Source organism: Pseudomonas sp. sp1636 (genome assembly GCF_030376615.1).
GTDB lineage: Bacteria > Pseudomonadota > Gammaproteobacteria > Pseudomonadales > Pseudomonadaceae > Aquipseudomonas.
This window is the reverse complement of sequence record NZ_JARRAB010000026.1, coordinates 20,118-42,236: the sequence shown is the minus strand read 5'-3', so window position 1 is coordinate 42,236 and position 22,119 is coordinate 20,118. Positions and strand designations below refer to the sequence as shown.

The 22,119-nt window shown below is 60.4% G+C and carries 11 protein-coding genes; 5 read left to right on the top strand and 6 right to left on the bottom strand.

Going from position 1 to position 22,119, the window contains the following annotated elements; all coding sequences use genetic code 11:
* The 3 genes from P8H27_RS19670 to P8H27_RS19660 all read right to left on the bottom strand — a co-directional run.
* Positions 1 to 267, bottom strand: a 267-nt coding sequence (locus P8H27_RS19670) for a heavy metal-binding domain-containing protein (protein ID WP_289639421.1), incomplete at its 3' end; no start/stop codon positions are given.
* The gene (locus P8H27_RS19665) at positions 264 to 1,514 is read right to left on the bottom strand and encodes a TolC family protein (RefSeq protein ID WP_289639420.1); all 1,251 of its coding nucleotides are present in this window, start codon (positions 1,512 to 1,514) and stop codon (positions 264 to 266) included. The genes P8H27_RS19665 and P8H27_RS19670, both read right to left, overlap by 4 nt.
* A gap of 97 nt (positions 1,515 to 1,611) precedes the next feature.
* On the bottom strand, positions 1,612 to 1,941 hold the full coding sequence (locus P8H27_RS19660; RefSeq protein ID WP_289639419.1) for a hypothetical protein: 330 nt from the start codon (positions 1,939 to 1,941) through the stop codon (positions 1,612 to 1,614).
* A gap of 245 nt (positions 1,942 to 2,186) precedes the next feature.
* Between P8H27_RS19660 and P8H27_RS19655 the strand changes: the two genes are divergently transcribed.
* The 5 genes from P8H27_RS19655 (at position 2,187) to P8H27_RS19635 (ending at position 11,399) form a co-directional block, all read left to right on the top strand.
* Positions 2,187 to 2,840: a peroxiredoxin gene (locus P8H27_RS19655; protein ID WP_289639418.1), complete on the top strand. Its 654-nt coding sequence runs from the start codon at positions 2,187 to 2,189 to the stop codon at positions 2,838 to 2,840.
* A gap of 207 nt (positions 2,841 to 3,047) precedes the next feature.
* On the top strand, positions 3,048 to 3,704 hold the full coding sequence (locus tag P8H27_RS19650) for a TetR/AcrR family transcriptional regulator (RefSeq protein WP_289639417.1): 657 nt from the start codon (positions 3,048 to 3,050) through the stop codon (positions 3,702 to 3,704).
* A gap of 6 nt (positions 3,705 to 3,710) precedes the next feature.
* A complete protein-coding gene (locus P8H27_RS19645; RefSeq protein WP_289639416.1) occupies positions 3,711 to 4,793 on the top strand; it encodes an efflux RND transporter periplasmic adaptor subunit in 1,083 nt (360 codons plus the stop codon).
* A 1-nt stretch (position 4,794) separates the two neighbouring features.
* Positions 4,795 to 7,938: an efflux RND transporter permease subunit gene (locus P8H27_RS19640; RefSeq protein WP_289639415.1), complete on the top strand. Its 3,144-nt coding sequence runs from the start codon at positions 4,795 to 4,797 to the stop codon at positions 7,936 to 7,938.
* Positions 7,939 to 8,294: 356 nt separating this feature from the next.
* Positions 8,295 to 11,399, top strand: coding sequence for a transglycosylase domain-containing protein (locus P8H27_RS19635; protein WP_289639414.1), 3,105 nt, complete (start codon positions 8,295 to 8,297; stop codon positions 11,397 to 11,399).
* 110 nt (positions 11,400 to 11,509) lie between these two features.
* Here P8H27_RS19635 and P8H27_RS19630 read toward each other — a convergent pair whose 3' ends face one another.
* From P8H27_RS19630 to P8H27_RS19620, 3 genes are all read right to left on the bottom strand, one after another.
* Positions 11,510 to 11,731 carry a VF530 family protein gene (locus P8H27_RS19630; RefSeq protein ID WP_289639413.1) on the bottom strand — a complete coding sequence of 74 codons (222 nt, stop codon included), beginning with the start codon at positions 11,729 to 11,731 and terminating at the stop codon, positions 11,510 to 11,512.
* Positions 11,732 to 12,249: 518 nt separating this feature from the next.
* On the bottom strand, positions 12,250 to 21,297 hold the full coding sequence (locus P8H27_RS19625; RefSeq protein WP_289639412.1) for a calcium-binding protein: 9,048 nt from the start codon (positions 21,295 to 21,297) through the stop codon (positions 12,250 to 12,252).
* Complete coding sequence (locus P8H27_RS19620) at positions 21,290 to 22,018, bottom strand: hypothetical protein (RefSeq protein WP_289639411.1); 729 nt, start codon at positions 22,016 to 22,018, stop codon at positions 21,290 to 21,292. Before P8H27_RS19620 ends, P8H27_RS19625 begins: the two co-directional genes overlap by 8 nt.
* Positions 22,019 to 22,119 lie beyond the last annotated feature (101 nt).

Below are 22,119 nucleotides of genomic sequence, written 5' to 3'. Positions count from 1 at the left end.
ACTGTCGCCACCCTCGTCGGCATAACGCGGCACCAGCTGCATGTCCATAAACGGCGACTTGCCCGGCTGGTCGAACTTCTGCTGCGGCATCATGGGGTCGTACCAATACAGCACCTTGCGCTCGTCGGTCGTACTGGCCTGCTTTTGGCTCCGAACGGCCTCAGGCCCGGCGCTTATCGACTGCTGGGCGAACCAGTAGCCGCCGGCCGCGCCTATACCCAGCACCAGGGTGGCCAGCAGCGCACCTTTTGCGATTGCCGCACTCATTGGTTAACCCCTGCATAAGCGAAATACAGGCGGGCGCTAGCCAGCGCGCGCCGTTGCTCGAAGTCGATATGTTTCAGACGCGCCTCGATCAGCTCACGCCGGGCGGCGATCACACCGGCCAGTTCGCTGGCACCGGCACGATAGTCGGCCAGGCTCAGCTTGACCTTCTCCTCGGCCAGCGGCAGCAGAAGATCCTGACTGCGGCGCAGCGCGCGATCCAGGCGCTGGTACTCGGCCAGGTCATCGGCCAACTGCTGGGCATGCGCGCGTTCGGCGGCGTAGCGTTCGGCCTCCAGTTGACTCAGTTGGGCCTGTTTTGCGGCGATGCGCGGATTCTGTCGGGAACCCGGGAACAGCGGCAGATCGACGCTGAACTGCACGCTCAGCATGTCGCCGAAGGCGGCGTCACGGTTCTGGTAAGCCAGTTCCCAGCTCCAGTCGGGTTGTTTGTCCGCCACGGCCTGGCGCACCTCGGCTTGCGCCTCGTCGGTCATGGGCCCGAATAACGCCAGCTCAGGATGGCGTTGCAGGTTGTGCCGATAATGTTGGGCATCCACCGGCCAGTTCGGCAGGCGACCCGCCAAAGGTTCATCGCCGCGCGGGCCGATCCAGCGCCGCAGGGCGGCGCGCTGCTGGGTACGGCTTTGCAGCAACTGGTCTTCCTGCTCGGCCAGCAGCGCCGCTTCCTGGCGCGGCCCGACGCTGTCGGCCGCCTGGCCGCGGCCGCCGGCGAGGCGGGCGCGCACGGCTTTGACCAGCAGTTCGTTTTCGGCATAGAGGGTCTGGAACAGCGCCAGCTTCTCCTCGACGGCGCGGGCCGCGATCCAGGCCAGCGCGGTTTCCCGGCGTACCTTGAGCAGTTCGACCCGTTGCGCCAGCGTGGCACGCTCGATTCCGGCCTGGGCCACGTCCACCCGGGCCCGCCGTTTGGCGCGGTTGGGCACTTCCTGCATGATCCCGACCATCTGCATGGTCATGGGTTCGCGGTCGAAACGACCACGGTTGTCGCCCTCGATCGGCAGATTCTGTGCCCCCAACAACAACTTGGGGTCGGGTAACGCGCCGGCGGGTATCGCCGAGCTGCGCGCCGCCTCGACTTGTGCCGCTTGCGCCGTCAGCGAAGGCGCCTCACGTTCGGCCTGGCGCAAGGCCTCGTCGAGGGTCAGCGCCGCAGCCGGCTGGCTGAACAAGACAGCCGCCAGCACCCCGGCCGCCAGGTGTCCGGAGAGGGAAAAACAGTTGGACATGCACGTGATTCCTGTCGATATCCCGCGCCCCATGCCGGGGCACGCAATGGCCAGCGAGCAGCCGGGCCGCACGCTGGGGTTCACAACGGAGCAGGAATCAGCCGCGGGGGGGGCGCCAGGGCGCGGTCAGCGGCTGCGACGGCAGTACCGCCTGGCTGTGTCGCGGGGGATGCGACGAGACCGGCAGCAGCGCGAGCCTCAGTCGCTGGCTGCTGTCCAACGGCAGGCTGACGCTGGGACATTTAGCCATATCCGGGCACAACTGGCCGGCGGCGGGCGTCGTCGCCTCGTCACAGCCGTCCATCAGCGGTGCGGCCTTCTGGCTCATCGGGCAGGACTCGCCGGCCAGCAGCGAAGCCGCCAGGCTCTGCAAGGGCAGAACCAGGGCCAGGAGCAACACCAGACAGAGACGACGGAAAGCGTTCATGGCGGGCAGTCTAGTCTCGCGCCGGCTCGCGGACAATTGATAACGGTCAATTGGCCACGCTCTGTTGGCCTGCATTGACCGGCATGAGGTTGCGCCGCACCAGCCCAAGGGCCGCCGCTCGCGACCTTACGTCCACAGAATCGGGTCGACGATTGCAGCGGGCCTATACTTTTTTCTCCAGCAACCCGGGACCGACGAGCCGCCGTGTTGGCAAGTCGGCCGCACAACCGCAAGAGGAGCTGATCATGACCATCCGCATTGGCGACGAAGCCCCCGACTTCAGCGCCGAAACCACCGAAGGCCCTATCTACTTCCACCGCTGGATCGGCGACAGCTGGGCCATCCTGTTCTCCCATCCCAAGGACTTCACCCCGGTGTGCACCACCGAACTGGGCTACATGGCCAAACTCAAACCCGAATTCGACAAACGCAACACCAAGATCGTCGGCCTCAGCGTCGACCCGGTCAGCGACCACCGGGCCTGGGTCGGCGACATCGAGGAAACCCAGGGCCATGCGGTCAACTACCCGATGATCGGCGACCACGACCTCAAGGTGGCCAAGCTCTACGACATGATCCACCCCAACGCCAGCGGCGGCCCGCGCACCGCGGTGGACAATGCCACGGTGCGCTCGGTGTTCATCATCGGCCCGGACAAGAAGGTCAAGGCCATGCTGGTCTACCCGATGAGTGCCGGGCGCAATTTCGACGAGGTGCTGCGCCTGCTCGATTCGCTGCAACTCAACGCCAAGCACACCGTGGCCACGCCGGTGAACTGGAAACCGGGCGAGGACGTGATCATTCCCACCTCGGTGTCCGACGAAGTGGCCAGACAGAAATACCCGCAGGGCTTCAAGACCCTCAAGCCCTACCTGCGCGTGGTGGCGCAACCCAAGTAACGGCGCACCCGACACCCGTAGTCCGGATGCAATCCGGGGAATTGCATCGCCGCACAGCTTGTTCCCGGATTGCATCCGGGCTACGGGTGCTGGCAGACCTCGCAGATAAACCCAGCCGTCGCCAAGCACTGTTACAACTGTCCACTTGCTCGCCGTGACCGGCAGTCATAGCATGACCATCAGTCACAGCCAGACATGCTCCTGCCCATGCGCCTTCAAGACCAACTCTTCCTGCAACGCGAAAGCGCCCTCCTCGACGCCGCGCGCCTGCTGTTTCGCCAACAGCCCTGGGATCGGGTGACCATCGCCGAGGTGGCGACCCAGGCCGGCATCGGCAAGGGCACGGTGTACAAGCACTTTCCCAGCAAGGAGGCGCTGTTTGCCCGCCTGACGCTGGACATGAGCCGGGCCAATCTCGACGAACTGCGCGCCCTGCATGCCGCCCAGCCGCCGCAACAGGCGATGCGCCAGGTGATCCGCCGCGCCTTCGAGCAGATGCTCGCCGACCCGATTCTGGCGCAGCTGTGCCAGCACTGCGACCGCCCGGCCTTTCAGCAGCGCCTGGAGGCGCCCTACCGCGAGCAGTTTCAGCAACTGGAGCGTGACTACGTCGCCTTCTTCGGCCAGTTGCTGCAGAGCACCCTCGGCGAACCGGCCCTCGGCCCCGCCGACTGCCAGTACCTGCTGTGGGGCGTGGAGGCCTGCGTCAACGGGGTGATGGCGCGTATCGCCTCCGGCGGCTTCGAGCACTGGGCCGAGCCCATCGCCCTGAGCGACTACTTCGACCGCGTCACCGACTTCATCATCGCCGGCCTGCGTGGCCAGGCCGCCAACCTTTGCGCCCCCTCTGCCAGCCGCGAGTAACCGCCCATGTTCAGTCAGCTGTCCAAACGTCCCTGGTTGATCGCCGTGGCCATCAGCGTCTTGCTGGCGCTGTGGCTGCTCAGCGGCTCGCTGTTCAAGGCCCAGGAAACCGCCAGGGCCGATCAACCTGTCGCCGCGCCGGGTCTGGCGCAAGTCGAGATCCAGTGGCTGCAAGCCCAGCCGATGCAACGCCAGCATGTGGTTCAGGGGCAGATCGAAGCCTGGCGCCGGGTCGAGCTGCGCGCGCAGATCAGTGCCAGCGTGACGCGCCTGGATCGGGACAAGGGCCAGCCGGTCGCACAGGGCCAGTTACTCCTCAGCCTGTCGCCGGACGACCGCCCTGCCCAGGTGGCGCGTAGCGAAGCCGAGGTGCGCCAGCGCGAGACCGACGTCAGCTCGGCCAAACGCCTGCGCGAGCGCAACCTGTTTTCCGCCAACGAACTGCTGCGCCTGGACAGCGAGCTGGCCAAGGCCCGCGCCGAACTGGCAACCGCCCGCCTGCACCTGCGCAACACCCGCATCGAGGCCCCCTTCGCCGGGGTCTACGACGCGCGTCAGGTCGAACTGGGCGACTTCGTCCAGCCCGGACAGAGCCTGCTGACCCTGGTCGACATCCGCCAGCTCAAGGTCAGCGCGCAGATCGCCCAGCAGGAAGTGATCCAGTTGACCCTCGGCCAGCCGGTGCGCGTGCAACTGCTCGACGGCCGCGAACTGACGGGTGAGCTGCACTTTATCGCCGCCGCCGCCGACCCCGGCTCGCGCAGTTTCCGCATCGAGGTACGGGTCGACAATCCCGAGCTGCTGCGTCTGGCCGGGGCCAGCGCCACCCTGCACATCCAGACCGGCGCGGCCATGGCCCACCGCCTGTCGCCCGCCCTGCTCAGCCTCGATCAAGCCGGCCGTCACGGGGTGAAATGGGTCAACGCGCAGCAACAGGTCGAGTTCACCGCGGTACAACTGATCAGCGTCGACAACCAGGGCGCCTGGGTCAGCGGCCTGCCGCCACGGGTCGCGCTGATCACCCTGGGGCAGGGCTTCGTCGAACCGGGCCAACAGGTACTCGCGCACCTGGCCGAAGGGGGGAGTTGACATGCACACCCTGATCGCCGCGGCGCTGGATCGCAGCCGCACCAGCCTGCTGTTGCTGGCCTTCCTGATCATCGGCGGCCTGGCCGCCTATGTGGCCATCCCCAAGGAAGCCAACCCGGACGTCAGCATCCCGATCATCTACGTCTCGGTCAGCCTCGAAGGGATCAGTCCGGAAGACGCCGAACGCCTGCTGGTACGCCCGCTGGAGCAGGAGCTGCGCAGCCTCGAAGCGGTCAAGGAAATGCGTTCCATGGCCAGCGAGGGGCATGCCTCGGTGACCCTCGAGTTCGATGCCGGCTTCGACGCCAAGGCGGCCCTCATCGACGTGCGCGAGAAGGTCGACAGCGCGCGCAGCAAGCTGCCGGAGGAAGCCGATGAACCGACGGTCAACGAGGTCAACGTGGCGCTGTTCCCGGTGCTGTCGATCGGCCTGTCCGGGCCCCTCGCCGAAGCGCAACTGGTGTATGTCGCCCGCCAGTTGCAGGAGAACATCGAAGGCATCGCCGAGGTGCTGTCGGTGGCAATCGGCGGCGACCGCGAAGACCTGCTGGAAATCGTCGTCGACCCGCAGGTGCTCGACAGCTACGGCATCGACTACAACCAGCTGTTCAGCCTGGTCAGCCGCAACAACCGCCTGGTCGCCGCCGGCAGCCTGGACACCGGCGCCGGGCGCATGAGCCTGAAGGTGCCCGGGGTCATCGAGAACCTGGACGACGTGCTGTCGATGCCGATCAAGGTGGTCGGCGACAGCGTGGTGACCTTCGGCGATGTCGCGACCATCCACCGCACCTTCAAGGATCCGAGCGGCTTCGCCCGGATCAACGGGCAGCCGGCCATCGTCCTGGAAGTGGCCAAGCGCAGCGGCGCCAACATCATCGCCACCATCGAGCAGGTCAAGGCACTGATGGCCCAGGCCCAGCCGTTGTTGCCGGAAGGCCTGCAGGTCAGCTACATCATGGATCAGTCACAGGAAGTCGAGAGCCTGCTCGGCGACCTGCTCAACAACGTGCTGACCGCCATCGTCCTGGTGCTGATCCTGGTGGTGGCGAGCATGGGCCTGCGCTCGGCGCTGCTGGTCGGCCTGACCATTCCCGGCGCCTTCCTGACCGGCATCCTGCTGATCTGGACGCTCGGCTTCACCCTCAACATAGTGGTGCTGTTCAGCCTGATCCTGGTCGCCGGCATGCTGGTGGACGGCGCCATCGTGGTCTCCGAGCTGGCCGACCGCAACCTGCACCAGGGCCAGAACCCGCGCCAGGCCTGGGCCAATGCGGCGACGCGGATGGCCTGGCCGGTGATCGCCTCCACCGCCACCACCCTGGTGGTATTCCTGCCGCTGCTGTTCTGGCCCGGAGTGGTCGGCCAATTCATGAAATACCTGCCGGCCACGGTGATCGTCTGCCTGCTCGCCTCCCTGGCCATGGCCCTGGTGTTCCTGCCGGTGCTGGGCGCGGTGACCGGCGGTCGCCCGCAGCCGCTGCCGAGCACGCCCAGCCGCGGCACCCAGGCCTACCGCAAACTGCTCGGCAAACTGCTGCGCCGGCCGGGCCTGACCCTGCTCGGCATGCTCGCGCTGATCGCCCTGATCTACGCCGGCTACGGCCGCTTCAACCACGGCGTGGAGTTCTTCCCCGAGGTCGAGCCGGAAAATGCGCAGATCTGGCTGCGCGCCCGTGGCGACCTGTCGGTGCAGGAAAAGGACGCCCTGCTGCAGCAGGTGGAACGGCGTCTGCTCGGCATGTCCGAAGTCAAGGCGCTGTACGCCCGCTCCCTGGCCCAGCCGGACGGCCAGCTCGGGGTCGACGTGATCGGCACCCTGCAGTTCCAGTTCGTCGACTGGCATCAGCGCCGCCCGGCCCGGCAGATTCTCGCCGACATGCGCGAGCGCAGCGCCGACATTCCCGGGGTAGTCCTCGAGTTCCGCGAGCAGGAGCAAGGCCCCAGCGGCGGCAAACCGGTCAAGCTGCAGATCGGCGCCCTGGATCCGGCCGAGGCCGATCGGTTTGTCGAACAGCTGCGCGCCCGCATGCTCAGCCTCGGCGGTTTCCAGGACATCGAAGACGACCGTGCCCTGCCCGGCATCGAGTGGCGGGTCAAGGTCGACCGCGAGGCGGCCGCGCGCTTCGGCGCCGACGTGCTGAGCGTCGGCAACGCCGTGCAGATGGTCAGCAATGGCCTGAAACTGGCGACCTACCGACCGGAAGACGCCAGCGACGAGGTCGACATCCGCGTGCGCCTACCCGCCGACTGGCGCTCGCTCGACCAACTGGGCCGCCTGACCCTGAATACCGCCAGCGGCCAGGTGCCGCTGGGCAACTTCGTCACACTCGAACCCGCGCCCAAGGTCGGCACCCTGCGCCGGGTCGACGGCAGCCGCACCATCACCCTGCAGGCGGATCTGGCCGAGGGCGCGCGTCTCGACGAACGCCTGCAAGCCTTGCGCGAAGCCATGGGCGAGCTGCCGGCGGACATCCAACTGAAGTTCGCCGGCGAAGATGCCGACCAGCGCGAGGCCGCGGTCTTCCTGGCCACCGCCTTCGGCGTGGCGATCTTCCTCATGGCGCTGATTCTGGTGACCCAGTTCAACAGCCTCTACCAGACCCTGCTGGTGCTCTCCGCGATTGTGCTGTCCACCGCCGGGGTGCTCATGGGCCTGCTGGTCAACGGCCAGTCGTTCGGCATCGTCATGGTCGGCATGGGCCTGATCGCCCTGGCCGGCATCGTGGTCAACAACAACATCATCCTCATCGACACCTACAACCAGCTGCGCCGCCAGGGCCTGGAGCCGCGTGAGGCGGCCCTGGAAACCGGCAGCCTGCGCCTGCGCCCGGTACTGCTGACCGCGGTGACCACGGTACTCGGCCTGGTGCCCATGGTGCTCAGCATCAACGTCGACCTGCTGAGCCCGAGCCTGGGCGTGGGCGCACCCTCGACCCAGTGGTGGACCCAACTGTCCAGCGCCATCGCCGGCGGCCTGAGCTTCGCCACCCTGCTGACCCTGCTGCTGACGCCCTGCCTGTTGGTACTGGGTTCGCGTTTCGAGCGCCGCCCGCCGCCACTGGAAACCTACGACGACGACCTGTTCGACCTGCCGGAACACTTGCTCGCACCGCTGCCGGGCAATGTCCGCCAGAACAGCCACTAGCAGGCCGTTGAAAAATGTAGGCGACGCATCGGCAACGCAGGTAGTTTTTCAACGGCCTGCTAAAAGACGATGCCCGAGTTATGGGTTGAGCCCGACTGCCGTCTGCAGGAGCGGTTTCAACCCCTTCACAGGCGCTCAGGCGCCTACGCGGCTGAACCCACAGCCGGCACTCGTCCCAGCGATTTGAGCCAGCCCCGCGGCGTTCTAGCGATCGATCACGGGCTCGGCGGCGCAAGTCGCCGGGATATGCGGGGATTGTTGAAATTTATGCGCCTTGGCGAATACCCCTAGCGTCTCATTCATCAGGCAGCGACTAAGCTGTGGTGAAGGGTGACTCGAGGTCAGACCGAACGACTATGGGCGTATTATGGAACTCCGACGCGCCAGAGAAGGCGCTACCGGCGAGCAAGCAGCCGGCGTTCTACCTGCAGCCGGTCAAGCGCACCGGCAAGCTGCGCAGCGCCTTCTGGCTGATGCTGCTACTGGGAGGGCTGGCGGCGCTGCTGTTCATTTTCGAGCTGCGCACCGCGCACTTCCAGGCCTACTACCTCAGCCGCTACAGCAATAGCCTGAGCTACCACGTGCAACCCGGCCCCAGCCCGGCAATCGTCTACCCGCAGGACGGCCCCTTCGACAAACGCCTGGGTTACAGCTACCTGCCGCTGATGCTGGAACGCCTGCAGCAGCGCAACTTCCAGATTGCCCAGCAAGCCCAATTCTCCCCGGCATTGCTCGACTACACGCAGCGCGGCTTCTTTGCCCCCTACCCGGAAAAAATCCAGACCGGCCTGAGCATCAGCGACTGCCGCGGCACGCCCTTCTACCAGTTCCGCTACCCGCAACAGCACTACCCGAGCTTCAGCGCTATCCCGCCGCTGGTGGTCGCCAGCCTGCTGTTCATCGAGAACCGCCATCTGCTCGACCCCGAGCCGGCCCAGGCCAACCCGGCGGTGGACTGGCCGCGCTTCGCCAAGGCCGCCTGGTCGCAGCTCGGCAAGGTGTTGGATGTGCAGGATCAATCCGCCGGCGGCAGCACCCTGGCCACGCAGTTGGAAAAATACCGCCACTCCCCGGACGGCCTGACCCAGTCGGCCAAGGAAAAACTGCGGCAGATGGTTTCCGCCAGCGTGCGCGCCTATCAAGGTGGCCCGCAAACCCAGGCGGCGCGAGAAAACATCGTGCGCGACTACCTCAACAGCGTGCCGCTCTCCGCCGCGCTCGGGCATGGCGAGGTGCATGGCCTGGCCGATGGCTTGCGCATCTGGTTCGGCGCCGACTTCGCCAAGGTCAACCGCCTGCTCGACCCCGAACGCTCGCCCGAGGCGAGCAATGCCGAACGCGGTCTGGCCCTGCGCCAGGTACTGGCGATGATGATCGCCCAGCGGCGACCCTCTTATTACCTGGCCCAGGGTCGACAGGCGATGAGCGAATTGGTCGACAGCCATATCCGCCTGCTGGCGGGCGGCGGCCTGATCGATCCGGCGTTACGCGATGCAGCCCTGGCCCAGCAGTTGCGCTACCGCGACTGGGTGCTGGAACCGAACCTGCAAACGGTGGACGGCAACAAAGGCCTCAGCGTGGCCCGCACGCGCCTCTCCGGCTTGCTCAACATGCCGCTGTATGACCTCGACCGGCTGGATCTGAGCGCCAGCACCACCCTCAACAACGAGCTGCAACAAGCGGTCAGCCACTACCTGGAGCAGCTCGCCGAGCCCGCCTTTGCCGAGCGGATAGGCCTGTTCGGCGAACGCTTGCTGTCGGCCGAGAAGACCGACGAGGTGCGCTACAGCTTCACCCTGTTCGAACGCACGGCCAATGGCAGCCGGGTGCGGGTGCAGACCGACAATACCGACCAACCCTTCGACATCAACGAAGGCAGCAAACTGGAGCTCGGCTCCACCGCCAAGCTGCGCGTGCTGGCCACCTACCTGGAAATCATCGCCGAGTTGCACCAGCGCTATGCCGGGCAGAGCACGGAGGAACTGCGCACAGTCGAGGTCGCGGAACTGGACTTTATCACCCGCTGGGCGCTCGATTACCTGCGCCGCGACCCCGCCGCCACCTTGCCGGCCATGCTCGAGGCCGCGCTGGAGCGCAAGTACTCGGCCAGCCCGGGCGAGCGCTTCTTCACCGGCGGCGGCCTGCACAGCTTCGCCAACTTCCGCCGCGAAGACAACGGCCGTAACCCGACCCTGCGCGAGGCCCTGCGCGAGTCGATCAACCTGCCATTCATCCGCCTGATGCGCGATCTGGTGCGCTACAGCACCTACCAGGCGCCCGGCAACAGCGCCGAATTGCTCAAAGACGACAAAGACCCGCGGCGCCAGGCCTACCTCAACCGCTTCGCCGACCGCGAAGGCAAGACCTTCCTCCTGCGCTTCTGGCGCAAATACCAGGGCCAGCCCGCGCAGCAACGCCTCGAGACCTTCCTCGGCGGCCTGCGCCACACCTCGGTACGCCTCGCCGCCGTACACCGTTACCTGATGCCGGAAGTCGACGAAACGACCTTCGCCGCCTTCCTGCGCGCCCACGTGCCCAACGAGAAACTCAGCGACAAACGCATCCGCGAGCTGTATCTGAACTACGGCCCTGGCGCCTACAGCCTGCCCGATCAGGGCTATATCGCCCGCGTCCACCCGCTGGAGCTATGGCTGCTCGGCTACCTGCTGGAAAAACCCGAGGCCAGCTTCAGCGACGCCGTGCTCGCCAGCCGCGACCAGCGCCAGGAAGTCTACGGCTGGCTGTTCCGCAGCCGCCACAAGAGTGCCCGCGACAGCCGCCTGCGCATCATGCTGGAGGTCGAAGCCTTCCTCGACATCCACCGCCGCTGGCAGAAACACGGCTACCCCTTCGAGTACCTGGTGCCGTCGCTGGCCACCGCCATCGGCAGTTCCGGCGACCGCCCGGCGGCGCTGGCCGAACTGATGGGCATCATCCAGAACGACGGCATCCGCCAACCGACCCTGCGCATCGACAGCCTGCACTTCGCCGCCGCTACACCCTATGAAACCCAGGTCACGCACAATGCCCTGGGTGCCAAGCGAGTGATGCCGTCGGAAGTCGCCGCGGCCTTGCACGGCGCGCTCTCGCAAGTGGTCGAAGGCGGCACCGCACGGCGCCTGCAAGGCAGCTTCAGCCTACCCGATGGGCGCCTGCTGACCCTCGGCGGCAAGACCGGCACCGGCGACAACCGGGTCGAAACCGTTGGCCGCGGCGGCCGCGTGCTCAGTTCACGGGCGATGAACCGCACCGCCACCTTCGTGTTCTTCATCGGCTCGCGCCATTACGGCACCCTCACCGCCTTCGTCCCCGGCCGCGCCGCGGAGAAATTCACCTTCACCTCGGCGCTGCCGGTGCAGGTGCTCAAAGGCATGGCACCGATCCTCGCGCCCTACCTGGAGCCGGGCACCGCGACCCAGTGCCGGCCGCCACTGGCGCCGGTGCAGGCCAGTTGGAAGTAGGCAGTAGGCAGTAGGCAGTAGGCATCAGGCGTGGAGACCACGGCGCCAGTCGAGACCCCAGGGTGGTTCTCGGCGCCCGAATAGCCCAGGCGCAATCCGGGACGCGCTGGTCAGCCCTTCTTCTGCAGCCGGATATACAGCGCCTCGACCTTCTCCCGCGCCCAGGGGGTTTTGCGCAGGAAGGTCAGGCTGGACTTGATGCTCGGATCGCTCTTGAAACAGCGGATATCGATGCGCTGGGCCAGGCCATCCCAGGCCAGTTTCGCCACCAGGTCGTTGAGAATGGCTGCCAGGGTGACGCCATGCAGCGGGTCTTTCGGCGATTGAGTCATGCGCAACCTTGTGTCGACAGCGTGGCGAGGCGCACCGGCTGACAGACTTGTGGCACGCGTAGCGGGATATTCTGACCCGACTCAGCAGCCAGCTCCAGCGCAAAAGCAGCGTCCCTGGCTCGGCGACCCCGGCCAGCCTCAACGAGGGTCGATGATGAACGGCAGCTCGAGGTTGCGTTCCGGGTCGAACTGGCGGCGGGCGGTATGGTTCAGGTGACGGCCGTAGACATGGAACGACAGGCTGGCGGCGTTTCATTGATCACGCTGTGGATGCTGCCGCTGGCAGCCTGTCGGATTTGACGCTGCTCTACTACGGAAAAATCGAATTTGGTAAAATTTTCCACTTTTTCTCGTCAAATAGCTGGCTATTGTCCTCAAAAAACCGAAAAACCGCCTCAAGCCGGACTTTTCCTCGCTACGAACGGTCAAGTCCGACAGGCTGCTTTTCACAGCAAGATTTATAAGTCCCACAAACAAACAGCCCGCCATCAAGGCGGGCTGTTTGTTCTCGCTTTAACCTACTGCCAGTTTGCTGCGATGACCGCATTGAGCTGATCACGCTGCGCCTGACTCAGGTTGATTTCCCCACCAGCTGGCGCGCCAAAGGCCGCCATGGCGCTGACAAGGTTATCGACCTGATTGGCATACAAGGTCGAACCACCCGCCTGAATTGCATCCAGACGCTGGGCCGAGTTTGCATACCAATCTTGCACGGTCACGCGGTCTTCCGAGCCTCGAACATCAATCACCAGGCTGTCGCCTTGGCGCAACAACCAGAGGTTGTCACGGGTGATACCTTCGATGCTCAGGATATCGTTGTCAGCCGGAGTATTGGACAGGTTGTTGATCGTGTCCTGACCATCACCTGCGGCGAAGTAGTAGGTATCACTACCGTCGCCACCAAGCAGGTAGTCATTACCCTTGCCGCCACGCAGCTTGTCGTTACCCGCGCCACCGTCAATCAGGTCAGCATCGGACGAACCAATGATGTTCTGATCGCCGGCCTGACCCGCCAGAATGGTTCCAAAGGAACGCTCATCTGGCACACCCTGGTAGTTCGGCGAACCTGCGACGTCCGGATTTGTAAGGCCGAACGCACCAAACAACTGGGAAGCTGTCAGTTGGCCACCGGAGGCAAAGCTGATCACATCAACGACATGGTCACCGCCCAAGAACCAGTTCTTCAGGGTGACCTGATCGCTGCCACCACTAACTTTGAGCACCAGATCGTTTCCGCTCTTCATCAAGCCACTGGAGACTTGATTGAAGGCGATGCCGTCAAAGCGCAGCGTGTCGAAACCGCCACCAATGTTATCAATGACATCCTGACCGCCACCTGCAGCGAACACATAGGTGTCATCGCCACGGCCACCAACTAGGGTGTCGTTACCGGCACCACCGTTGAGTGTGTCATTGCCGTTGCCGCCCTCAAGGCGATCATTACCCGCTGCACCAGAAAGCTGGTCATTGCCGTTGAAGCCTTGCAGCAAGTCACGCTGAGCAGTGCCGTTCAGTGCAACATCGTTTCCACTGGTGCCCTGTACAACATTGTCGAAAGCTGCAGCAGGTGCTGTTGGTACAGGCAGTCCAAATGCCCCAAAGATCTGCGATGCAGTCAACTGCCCGCCCGTTTCGAAGCTGATGGTTTCAACCAGGTTGTCGCCACCCAGGAAGAAGTCTTTCAGGGTCACTTGGTTGGCCGTACTGCCATTCACCTTGAGGACGAGGTCGTTACCCGACTTGCCCAAGCCAGAAGCCACCTGGTTAAAGGTAATGCCATTGGCGAAGCGCAGAGTGTCGATGCCGCCCAGTTCTTCAAGCACATCCTGGCCGGCTGTGTAGACATAGGTGTCATCACCAACGCCACCCAGCAACCGATCATTACCTGCGGCGCCATTAAGGGTGTCCTTACCAGAGCCACCAATCAGCACATCATTGGCTGCGATTCCGGTGAGAACATCATCGCCGCCAACACCTGCAACGGGAGGCTGGTCACCACCACCAGGGTTAGTACCGCCGTCACCCGGCTCTCCACCATCACCGGGATTGCCACCATCGCCCGGCTCACCAGTGCCGCCATCAGGCAGCGCGGTCAACAGACCGGCAATTTGTGCAGTGGTGATGTAGCTACCACCATCAGGCTGAACATAATCAATGGCGAAATCACCGCCCAGGAAGTGATCGGTTACTTTTACCTGCTGCTCAAGATCTCCATCCACCAGAATCAGCAGATCATTGCCCTCACGATGGAAGCTCAAGCGAGTGCGCGCGATACCAATGAAGAAAGCACCGTCGAAACCACCACCGGTGTTATCGATCACATCGACACCACCGTTGGCACGGTAGTAGTACTTGTCATCACCTGCGCCGCCGGTTAGTTGGTCATCGCCATCCTCACCATCAAGCACGTCGTTACCCATGCCGCCGATCAGGATGTCATCACCCGAACCGCTCTGCGAGCCGTTGCCGCCGGACAGGTAATCATTGCCGTCACCACCTTCAATCTGGTCGTTGCCGCCCATACCAAACAGAGTGTCGTTACCCGCAAGACCACGCACTAGATCACGCTCTTGGCCGCCGGCCAGTTGCTCACCAGCAGCAGTACCTTCTACGAGGGTATCGAAGCCGCCAGGCACGTTGCCAGCTGCAACGATCTGGGCGATACGTGTGGCGTTGATAAGGAAACCGCCATCGGGCTGAACATAGCTGACGGCCTTGTCGCCACCCAGGAAGTGGCCCAGTACGCGTACAGATTGCTCTGCATCGCCGTCCACCAGGATCAGCAGGTCATCACCATCGCGAGTGAAGGTCAGACGCTCTTCATCGATACCACCGCTAAAGAACACGCCATCATTGCCGCCACCAGTGTTGTCGATGGTATCGGTGCCATCGCCCAACTTGTAGACGTACTTGTCGTCGCCAGTGCCACCGAATAGCTGGTCATTGCCAACACCGCCCATCAACTGGTCGTTTCCAGCACCACCATAGACAGTGTCGTCACCTACCTCACCGTCCAGATAATCGTTACCACCCTCGCCGTGGATCACGTCATCACCGGCGCGGCCCCAGGCCTTATCGTCGCCCGCGCCAAGGCGGATGGTGTCGTTGAGATCGCGGTAACCGATAAAGCTGTCCACACCGCTTGTGCCGTGCCAGGTCACTTGCCCTTCAACTTCCGCCTGGCTCAGCTCACTGCCATCGGCGAACACGAAGTGCTCCAGTTTGAAGTGATCGTTGGGCTCCTTGAACCAGTTCTGCACCGTGATCGAGTCAGTGCCGTTGGCGTGCTCGATAACCATGTCCAGACCACGACGGTGGAAGCTCAGATCGCCTGCAGCGATGCCTTCACCAAAGCTCAAAGTATCTGAGGTCGGCTCAACGTTGCTGTAGGCCTCATTGGCTCGACGCTCGATCAGCAGGTCATTGCCATCGCCCAAGTTGAAGATGTATGTGTCTTCACCGAACGAACCGTAGATGGTGTCGTTACCAGTACCACCCTCGATGGTATTAGTGCCCTGATTCCAGGCATTGCTGTATGCCTCGATCAGGTCATCGCCAGCACCGCCTTGCAGAGTGTCGAAACCCTGGCCTTTCAGGGTGTCGTTACCCTCGCCTCCCATCAGCAGGCCACTGCCCTCCAGGTAGTCATTCCCGGAGCCGCCATCGAGCACACCATCGCCGTAAAGCTGGTCATCACCGGCATCACCATAGAGATGATCGTTGCCCCCGCCCCCGTTTAGAGTGTCGTTACCTTCCCCACCGTGAAGATGGTCATCACCCCATTCACCGTTGAGCAGGTCATCGCCGGCATCACCGTGCAGCGTATCGTCGCCATCGCCTCCGTTGAGGGTGTCATTGCCCTCGCCAGCGTGGATCTCATCGCTGCCTTCCTGACCATGAACGATGTCGTCACCCGCACCCGCATGAATAAGGTCATCATCGGGGTGGCCGAAAATTTCATCGGCAGAATCGGTACCAGCCAAGGCCATTTGCTTGATCTGATCAATATCCCAAGACGTACCATCGGCGAAGAGTATTGCCTCAATTGGTGTCTTGCCGTGTGCGCCCGCCTGATAGGAGAACTGATCCTTGATACGAATCTCGTCACCCGTCGCAATGCGGCGGATGTGCAGATCAAAGCTGTCGCGACGCAACACCACATCGGCTGGGTTGGCATCGATAAAGCGCAGAGTATCGCTGCCTGAACTATCGACAACCTCGTCTAAACCCGAGCCACTGCCAAACAGATAGGTATCGTCGCCCGCGCCACCTTCTAAGCGGTCATTGCCACTTCCCCCTGTGAGGCTGTCATTGCCTGCGCTGCTTTGCAGGTGATCATCGCCCGCACCGGCATCAATTACATCGTCGTCGACAAAACCGTAGATCTCATCGGCTTCGTCAGTACCCGCCATGGCCATTCGCTGGATAGCAGCGAAGTCCCATACCTGCCCGCCGTCGAACTCGAAGCGCTCGATAGGCGAAATACCAGCACTGCCCAGCACATCTTGGTATTGGCCACTGATGATCAACTGGTCACCGGTCACGCGGTGTTTGATAAGCAGGTCGCTGCCGGCGCGCCGCAGTAATAGGTCACTGGCCTGAACATCTCGGAACGCCAACACATCGACGCCGGAGGCATCGTAAATATGATCTTGCCCCCAGCCGACGGTTACGGTGTAGGTGTCATTGCCGGCACCGCCACGCAGTTGGTCAGCACCTGCTCCGCCATCGAGAATATCGTCGCCGGCTTCGCCATTGAGCTGATCATTGCCGAAGCCACCTTCGATATGATCATTACCCGCACCAGCGAACACGATGTCATCGCCACCAAGCGCCTTGATTACATCATCACTGGAATAGGCCCAGATCAGGTCATTGAGTTCGGTACCGTCCAACGTCAGCAACTGCAATTGCTCGGGCGTGATGACTTGTACGCCGTTGCCATGGCCCAACCGCAGCCCCGACAAGGGCAGCTCTAGACGGAAAAACGCACTAAGCGTCAGCCGATCTTCGGGGCTGTCGAGGAAGGTGATCTGCAGGCTGCTGCCGTCACGTCGAAACACCAGTTTCTCCAGCGACAGATCCGCCACATAGATGGTGACGACACCCTCGTAAGAATCGCGAATAACATCGCGGCCATCACCTTTGGCGAACAGATAACTGTTGGTGCCAGTGCCGCCATCGAGCTGATCATCACCCTTGCCACCAGTCAGGAAGTCGTCGCCGACTCCGCCGGATAGGCTGTCATTGCCGTCACCGCCACGCAACGTATCGCGCCCGGATTCCCCTATCAGGTTGTCATTACCTTCACCACCGAGCAGGGTATCGTCGCCAATGCCGCCATACAGCTGATCAATACCGGCGCCACCCTCTAGATGATCATCGCCTTCGCCACCGCGCAGCACGTCATCGCCGGCATCGCCAAACAGTTGGTCATTACCAAGACCACCATTGAGCACATCGTTGCCTTCACCACCAGACAGTTGGTCGTTACCGGCATTGCCGTTCAAGGTATCGTTGCCCCCCAAACCGGCAAGCTGATCGTCACCGGCATAGCCTTGGAGCACATCATCGCCGGAAGTGGCGACGGTCACCGCATGCTTGACCATCGCGATGTTCCAAACGGAGCCATCGTGGAAACTGATTTCCTCGATCGCATGCCCTCCCGCCGCCTCGCCCTGGAAATAAGCTACGACGCGAATGCTGTCGCTGGGCGAGGTGCGAATCAGTAGATCATCACCGTTACGCTTGAGGCTGACCGCACTCTTATCAATGCTTGCATCGAACTGGATACGGTCGACCTTACCGGTTGTCTCCGCGTAGTTGTTGATCACATCGTTGCCATGACCGGCACTGAATAGGTAGGTGTCGCTGCCGCGACCGCCAACCAAGGTGTCGTTGCCCGTCCCGCCATCGAGACGATCATCGCCGTCATCGCCCAGCAACTCGTCGTTGCCCGCATTGCCTTTTAGTTGATCATTACCTTTCAAGCCGATGATCTTATCGTTGCCGGCCAAACCATCAATACTGTCACCAGCCGGAGTACCAATGATCAAGTCGTCGCCAACGGTGATCGAGGATGCCGTAAGCGCGCTGAGTATCTGCTGCTGATCGAGCGAGCTGCCATCGGCGAACTTAATCTTTTCGATGGCCCCATAGGTCACTGTGCCATCGAAATCGAAGAAGTTATCGATCCGAATCGATCCGGCATCGCTGCCATCGATATTCTTGACCTTGATCCACACTGTGGTGAGGTCGCGCGCGAAAGCTAGGTCAGCAACAGCAATCCCCTCGCCGAATATCACCTGGTCAAAGCCACCCTGATCGAGAATGGTGTCAGCGCCGTGTCCTCTGGTGAAGTGGTAAGAGTCACCGCCTAGCTGGCCATAGAGCCGATCAGCGCCACCCAAACCATAGAAAATGGTACCGCTGTCAACACCATGGAGCTGATCATTGAGCACCGTTCCGATTCGGCTGGAAAAGTCGAAAAAGGGTGCTAAATCCGCGTTTGAAGCCACAATCGCCTGGAATGCTGCCCCCTTTTCCGCACGATAGCTCGGCGAGTACGCGCCCAGATCATTGAGCACAGCGATGATACCGGACAACCTATCCTGCTCCCCCGCAGTATTAAGCGCAGTGAGCTTGCTTTCCAACTGATTCCAATCGACCACGATGCTTCGGGCATCCGAACCGAAATGTGAGCGGATAATGTCCAACTCATCGGCATAGGTGGTTTGCGCCAGAATCTGCGCCTCGGTAAAACGCTTGAATTCTAGGTATTCGGCGATAAGAATCGGCGCGGCGCGACCGTGCGGATTGGGATCGCGCTCCCCCCAGCACCAAGTGCCCTCGTATGGTCTGCCGACAAGCTTCTCCAACGTCACCAACTGGCGGGCATCCATCACATGTCCATAGACCTTTTTGGGGTCACGACTATAGGGATCGATATCCGCGGCCCCGGCCCACCGATAAATCAAATCATCGAGTACATTGCTGCGCACAGCTGCATCGGTTGTGTCCATGAACTGCTGAACCAGCGCTTTTAGCCCTGCATCCAACACCATAGCCTGTTGTAGATCATGCACCTGGCCAAAACCTTTGGCGTTAGGCATAAACACTACGTCTGGCGTGAGCTCTATGGTGCCGCTGTTTACCCGCCGCGCACCATCGACTTTGAACCACACATCAGCGGCAGTCGAGGCAGTGCCGTCTGCCAAGACGATAGTCCCTTGCTGTTTATGTGCATGACCGTTCGCGTCGACACGAGCAGAGTTGGTGTAAGCCGTCGCAATAGAACGTACGCCCGCATCTGCCAACCCCTGCAACTCACCTTGGTCACTGACACCATTTCCGTTGAGGTCGCGCCAAACCTTGAGGCTAGAGAACGAGGCATCTTGCGCATCGACTTGCCCATTACCATTGTCATCGTACTCAGCCAGCGCCTGAAAACCGTTGGCAGCCTTTTGTCCGTTATGCAGGACGGTACTGTTACCGAATAGCTCGCTGCCATCACTGACCAGGCCATCGCCATTGCGATCATGTACTAGCAAGCCATCGTCTGGACTCACCCAACCTGAGCGCTCACTCAAACCATCGCCATCGTGATCAAAGTAATTGGAACCCAATGCCAGGGTTTCGATACCGTCGCCATCGAGGTCAAGAATAATGGGGGATCTTTGGGTTTCTGCTTGATTGGTTTCCGGTGTCTCTTCTTCCTCTTCTTCCTCCGGCTCGGTTTCTAGGTTGATACCGAGATTTCCACTGGAAAAGTCATTAATGGTCAGCCCCCCGTTAATGACTAGAGTCGTGCCATTCAATAGGTAGGTATTTCCGCCACCTTTATATTCGTTCTCGGGGTCATCTTCTTTACGTTTACCACCGGAAAGAAGCTTGTTATTTAGGTAAACACCACCCTTACCATCGCCATCTAAAATAGAATCTTCAGCATCAGCAAAGTAAAAATCGCGGCCAAAACCACCATATAGCTTGTCGGCCCCTTGATCGCCTCGTAACACATCATTACCAGAGGCTCCTATCAGTGTGTCATCACCCGCCCCACCCCACATTGCGTCGGATTGCTCACCGCCAAGCAAGGTATCTTTGCCAGCATCCCCATATAAATAGCCTAGCCCATCGCCGCCAATAATTTCATCATCACCGGCTCCGCCATAAATAGTGTCAGTTCCACCACCGCCTCGCAGATTGTTATTCCCGGCATTACCTTTTATTTCGTTATCTAAATCGTTACCTGTGCCCGCTATATTATCAGACCCAGTAAGTTCTAGGTTTTCAATCTCATCAGCAAGAGTGTAGTCAATACTGGCTTTAACCAGATCCTTACCTTCACCCGCCTTTTCGATGACTTCATCATTCTGGGTGTCTACCACATAAGTGTCGTCACCAGCACCGCCTTCCATCACATCATCGCCGGCACCACCATCGATATGGTCGCTGCCACCATTGAAGTCAGCTAGATAGTTGTCGTTACCATCGCCGATCAACGTATGGGCATCACGAGTATCAGCTGTTAATGACACACCCTCTTTCAGCAATAGCCGGTCGTTACGAAAGTGAACCCGACCCAGATCAACAAGCCAAGTATTGCTCAGCACCAGGCTCTTCACCGACACACCATTAGACCGAGCAATATCGTAAAGCGTATCCCCGGAGCTAACTTCATAAATGCCCCCCTTCAGGTTGATCATATCGCCAGAGAAGAGATCAACCTTAGAAACAACAAAAGACTCGGCCTCAATATGGTCTAAATTGTTCCGTATAGTAATGTCACGCCCAGGATCTTGAACAATTGCAAATCGACGTCCATTTTCTACTAAGTAGCTGATCCAAGGCTTGTCTAAAACCTCTTTTATATACGCTTCAACATATGCAGTAACCCGATTTTCAATGCGGGCCTCATGCTTAATTCCATCCACTACAAAGAATGAACCATCTTGCCGCTGGTAATAACTAACCTGTCCCTCTGGCGTCGAGTAACTCAGTTCACCATCCGGCCCTACAATACGGAAATCTTTTTCGAAAACCACTTCATCTTCAGAGGATAGTGCATCGAATAAAAGATCATAGCCTTCATCTGATAGGTAGCCAAAGCCCGCTCCCGCAAGGCCAGCGGCGGCGGCAACGACTAAAACAGGGGCCCCTAGGCCGGCAACAATCCCAACAGCTATTCCGGCAGCAACAGTAGATACGACCGTGCCAGTCGCAATTTTGCCGAACTCCCGCAATGCAGCTGGACTTCCGTCCTGAGCAGCATTCATCAGCTTGTAACCGTTGACACCTAGAGAAGCTACCTTCATCGGGGCTAGAACATTTGCCGCCCCCTTCAAATCACCAAGATATGCCGCAAATCCGGCACTATTAAGTTTTATATAATCTCTAACTTCTGACATTTTTAGCTGACCATTATGATCAACTTTATCTAACAGAAACCCATTAAATCCCTCTACAAAAGCCACAGTAGCGTCAACCGTCGCACCTACAAGGCTCTCCGCCTCAATTTGCTCTTGCGTAGGCTCAGGCGGCAGCAAGTAAACCTTATACTCAGACATCCACTTTTCCTTGTTTGTACTTCCAATTAACAGCGCGCCTTATTGTTGCCCCAACGAACAAACCAACAAGAATTATTAACTGCGGTAACAAATAAAATACGGGGAAGTCAGAATACCTAGCCGTCCAGCACTTACCCCGCGCACATATCTCAGAGGCATCTATACTAGAAAGCACAAATACGCACACGACCATCGCGAAACAACCAAAATACATCACGTACTTCAAGTCAGGAGAAAATGCCTCGACTGGTTGACTATCTACCCAATTAAGCTCCCTCTTACTAACGGAAACACCATGCACAATGCATAATGAAGCACCAATAAACCCAAGCATGCACACAACTGAGTATTTGTGACTTACATCGACAGCTCGCGCAATTGCACCCAACTCATTCAGCCCATCAATTGTCTTTCCCATGCCGGGCACAACATACCCAATTACGCTAGAAAGACCTGACATGAACAACGTGAACTCCGCGTACAAATCCGGCGCGAAAATCTCAAAAAACAGGGTAAAAATCATATACAAAAATGGAGCAGCTGAAACAATATAAATAAGACTTGCATAAGAATTGTTAAAACTATTGCTTGCACGCATTCGCCAGTACTCTCGACATAAAATTACGACAAAAGTAAAAAAAAATACCAATGAAATAAAACTGAGCTCTTTAAAGAAAAGAGTAGCAATGAAAAACACAAAATTTGCTAATACAGGAATCATCAACCGCCCTCAAAATTTTGATATCAAACACTTTAAAATCCAACATTTACACAAGGCTTTTAATCTTAATTTACCCCCTTGAGCGGACTTTAGAAAAAATC

Coding starts and splice junctions, on each gene's coding strand:
- P8H27_RS19665 (WP_289639420.1), bottom strand. CDS start 1,514: ATGTCCAACTGTTTTTCCCTCTCCGGACACCTGGCGGCCGGGGTGCTG.
- P8H27_RS19660 (WP_289639419.1), bottom strand. CDS start 1,941: ATGAACGCTTTCCGTCGTCTCTGTCTGGTGTTGCTCCTGGCCCTGGTT.
- P8H27_RS19655 (WP_289639418.1), top strand. CDS start 2,187: ATGACCATCCGCATTGGCGACGAAGCCCCCGACTTCAGCGCCGAAACC.
- P8H27_RS19650 (WP_289639417.1), top strand. CDS start 3,048: ATGCGCCTTCAAGACCAACTCTTCCTGCAACGCGAAAGCGCCCTCCTC.
- P8H27_RS19645 (WP_289639416.1), top strand. CDS start 3,711: ATGTTCAGTCAGCTGTCCAAACGTCCCTGGTTGATCGCCGTGGCCATC.
- P8H27_RS19640 (WP_289639415.1), top strand. CDS start 4,795: ATGCACACCCTGATCGCCGCGGCGCTGGATCGCAGCCGCACCAGCCTG.
- P8H27_RS19635 (WP_289639414.1), top strand. CDS start 8,295: ATGGGCGTATTATGGAACTCCGACGCGCCAGAGAAGGCGCTACCGGCG.
- P8H27_RS19630 (WP_289639413.1), bottom strand. CDS start 11,731: ATGACTCAATCGCCGAAAGACCCGCTGCATGGCGTCACCCTGGCAGCC.
- P8H27_RS19625 (WP_289639412.1), bottom strand. CDS start 21,297: ATGTCTGAGTATAAGGTTTACTTGCTGCCGCCTGAGCCTACGCAAGAG.
- P8H27_RS19620 (WP_289639411.1), bottom strand. CDS start 22,018: ATGATTCCTGTATTAGCAAATTTTGTGTTTTTCATTGCTACTCTTTTC.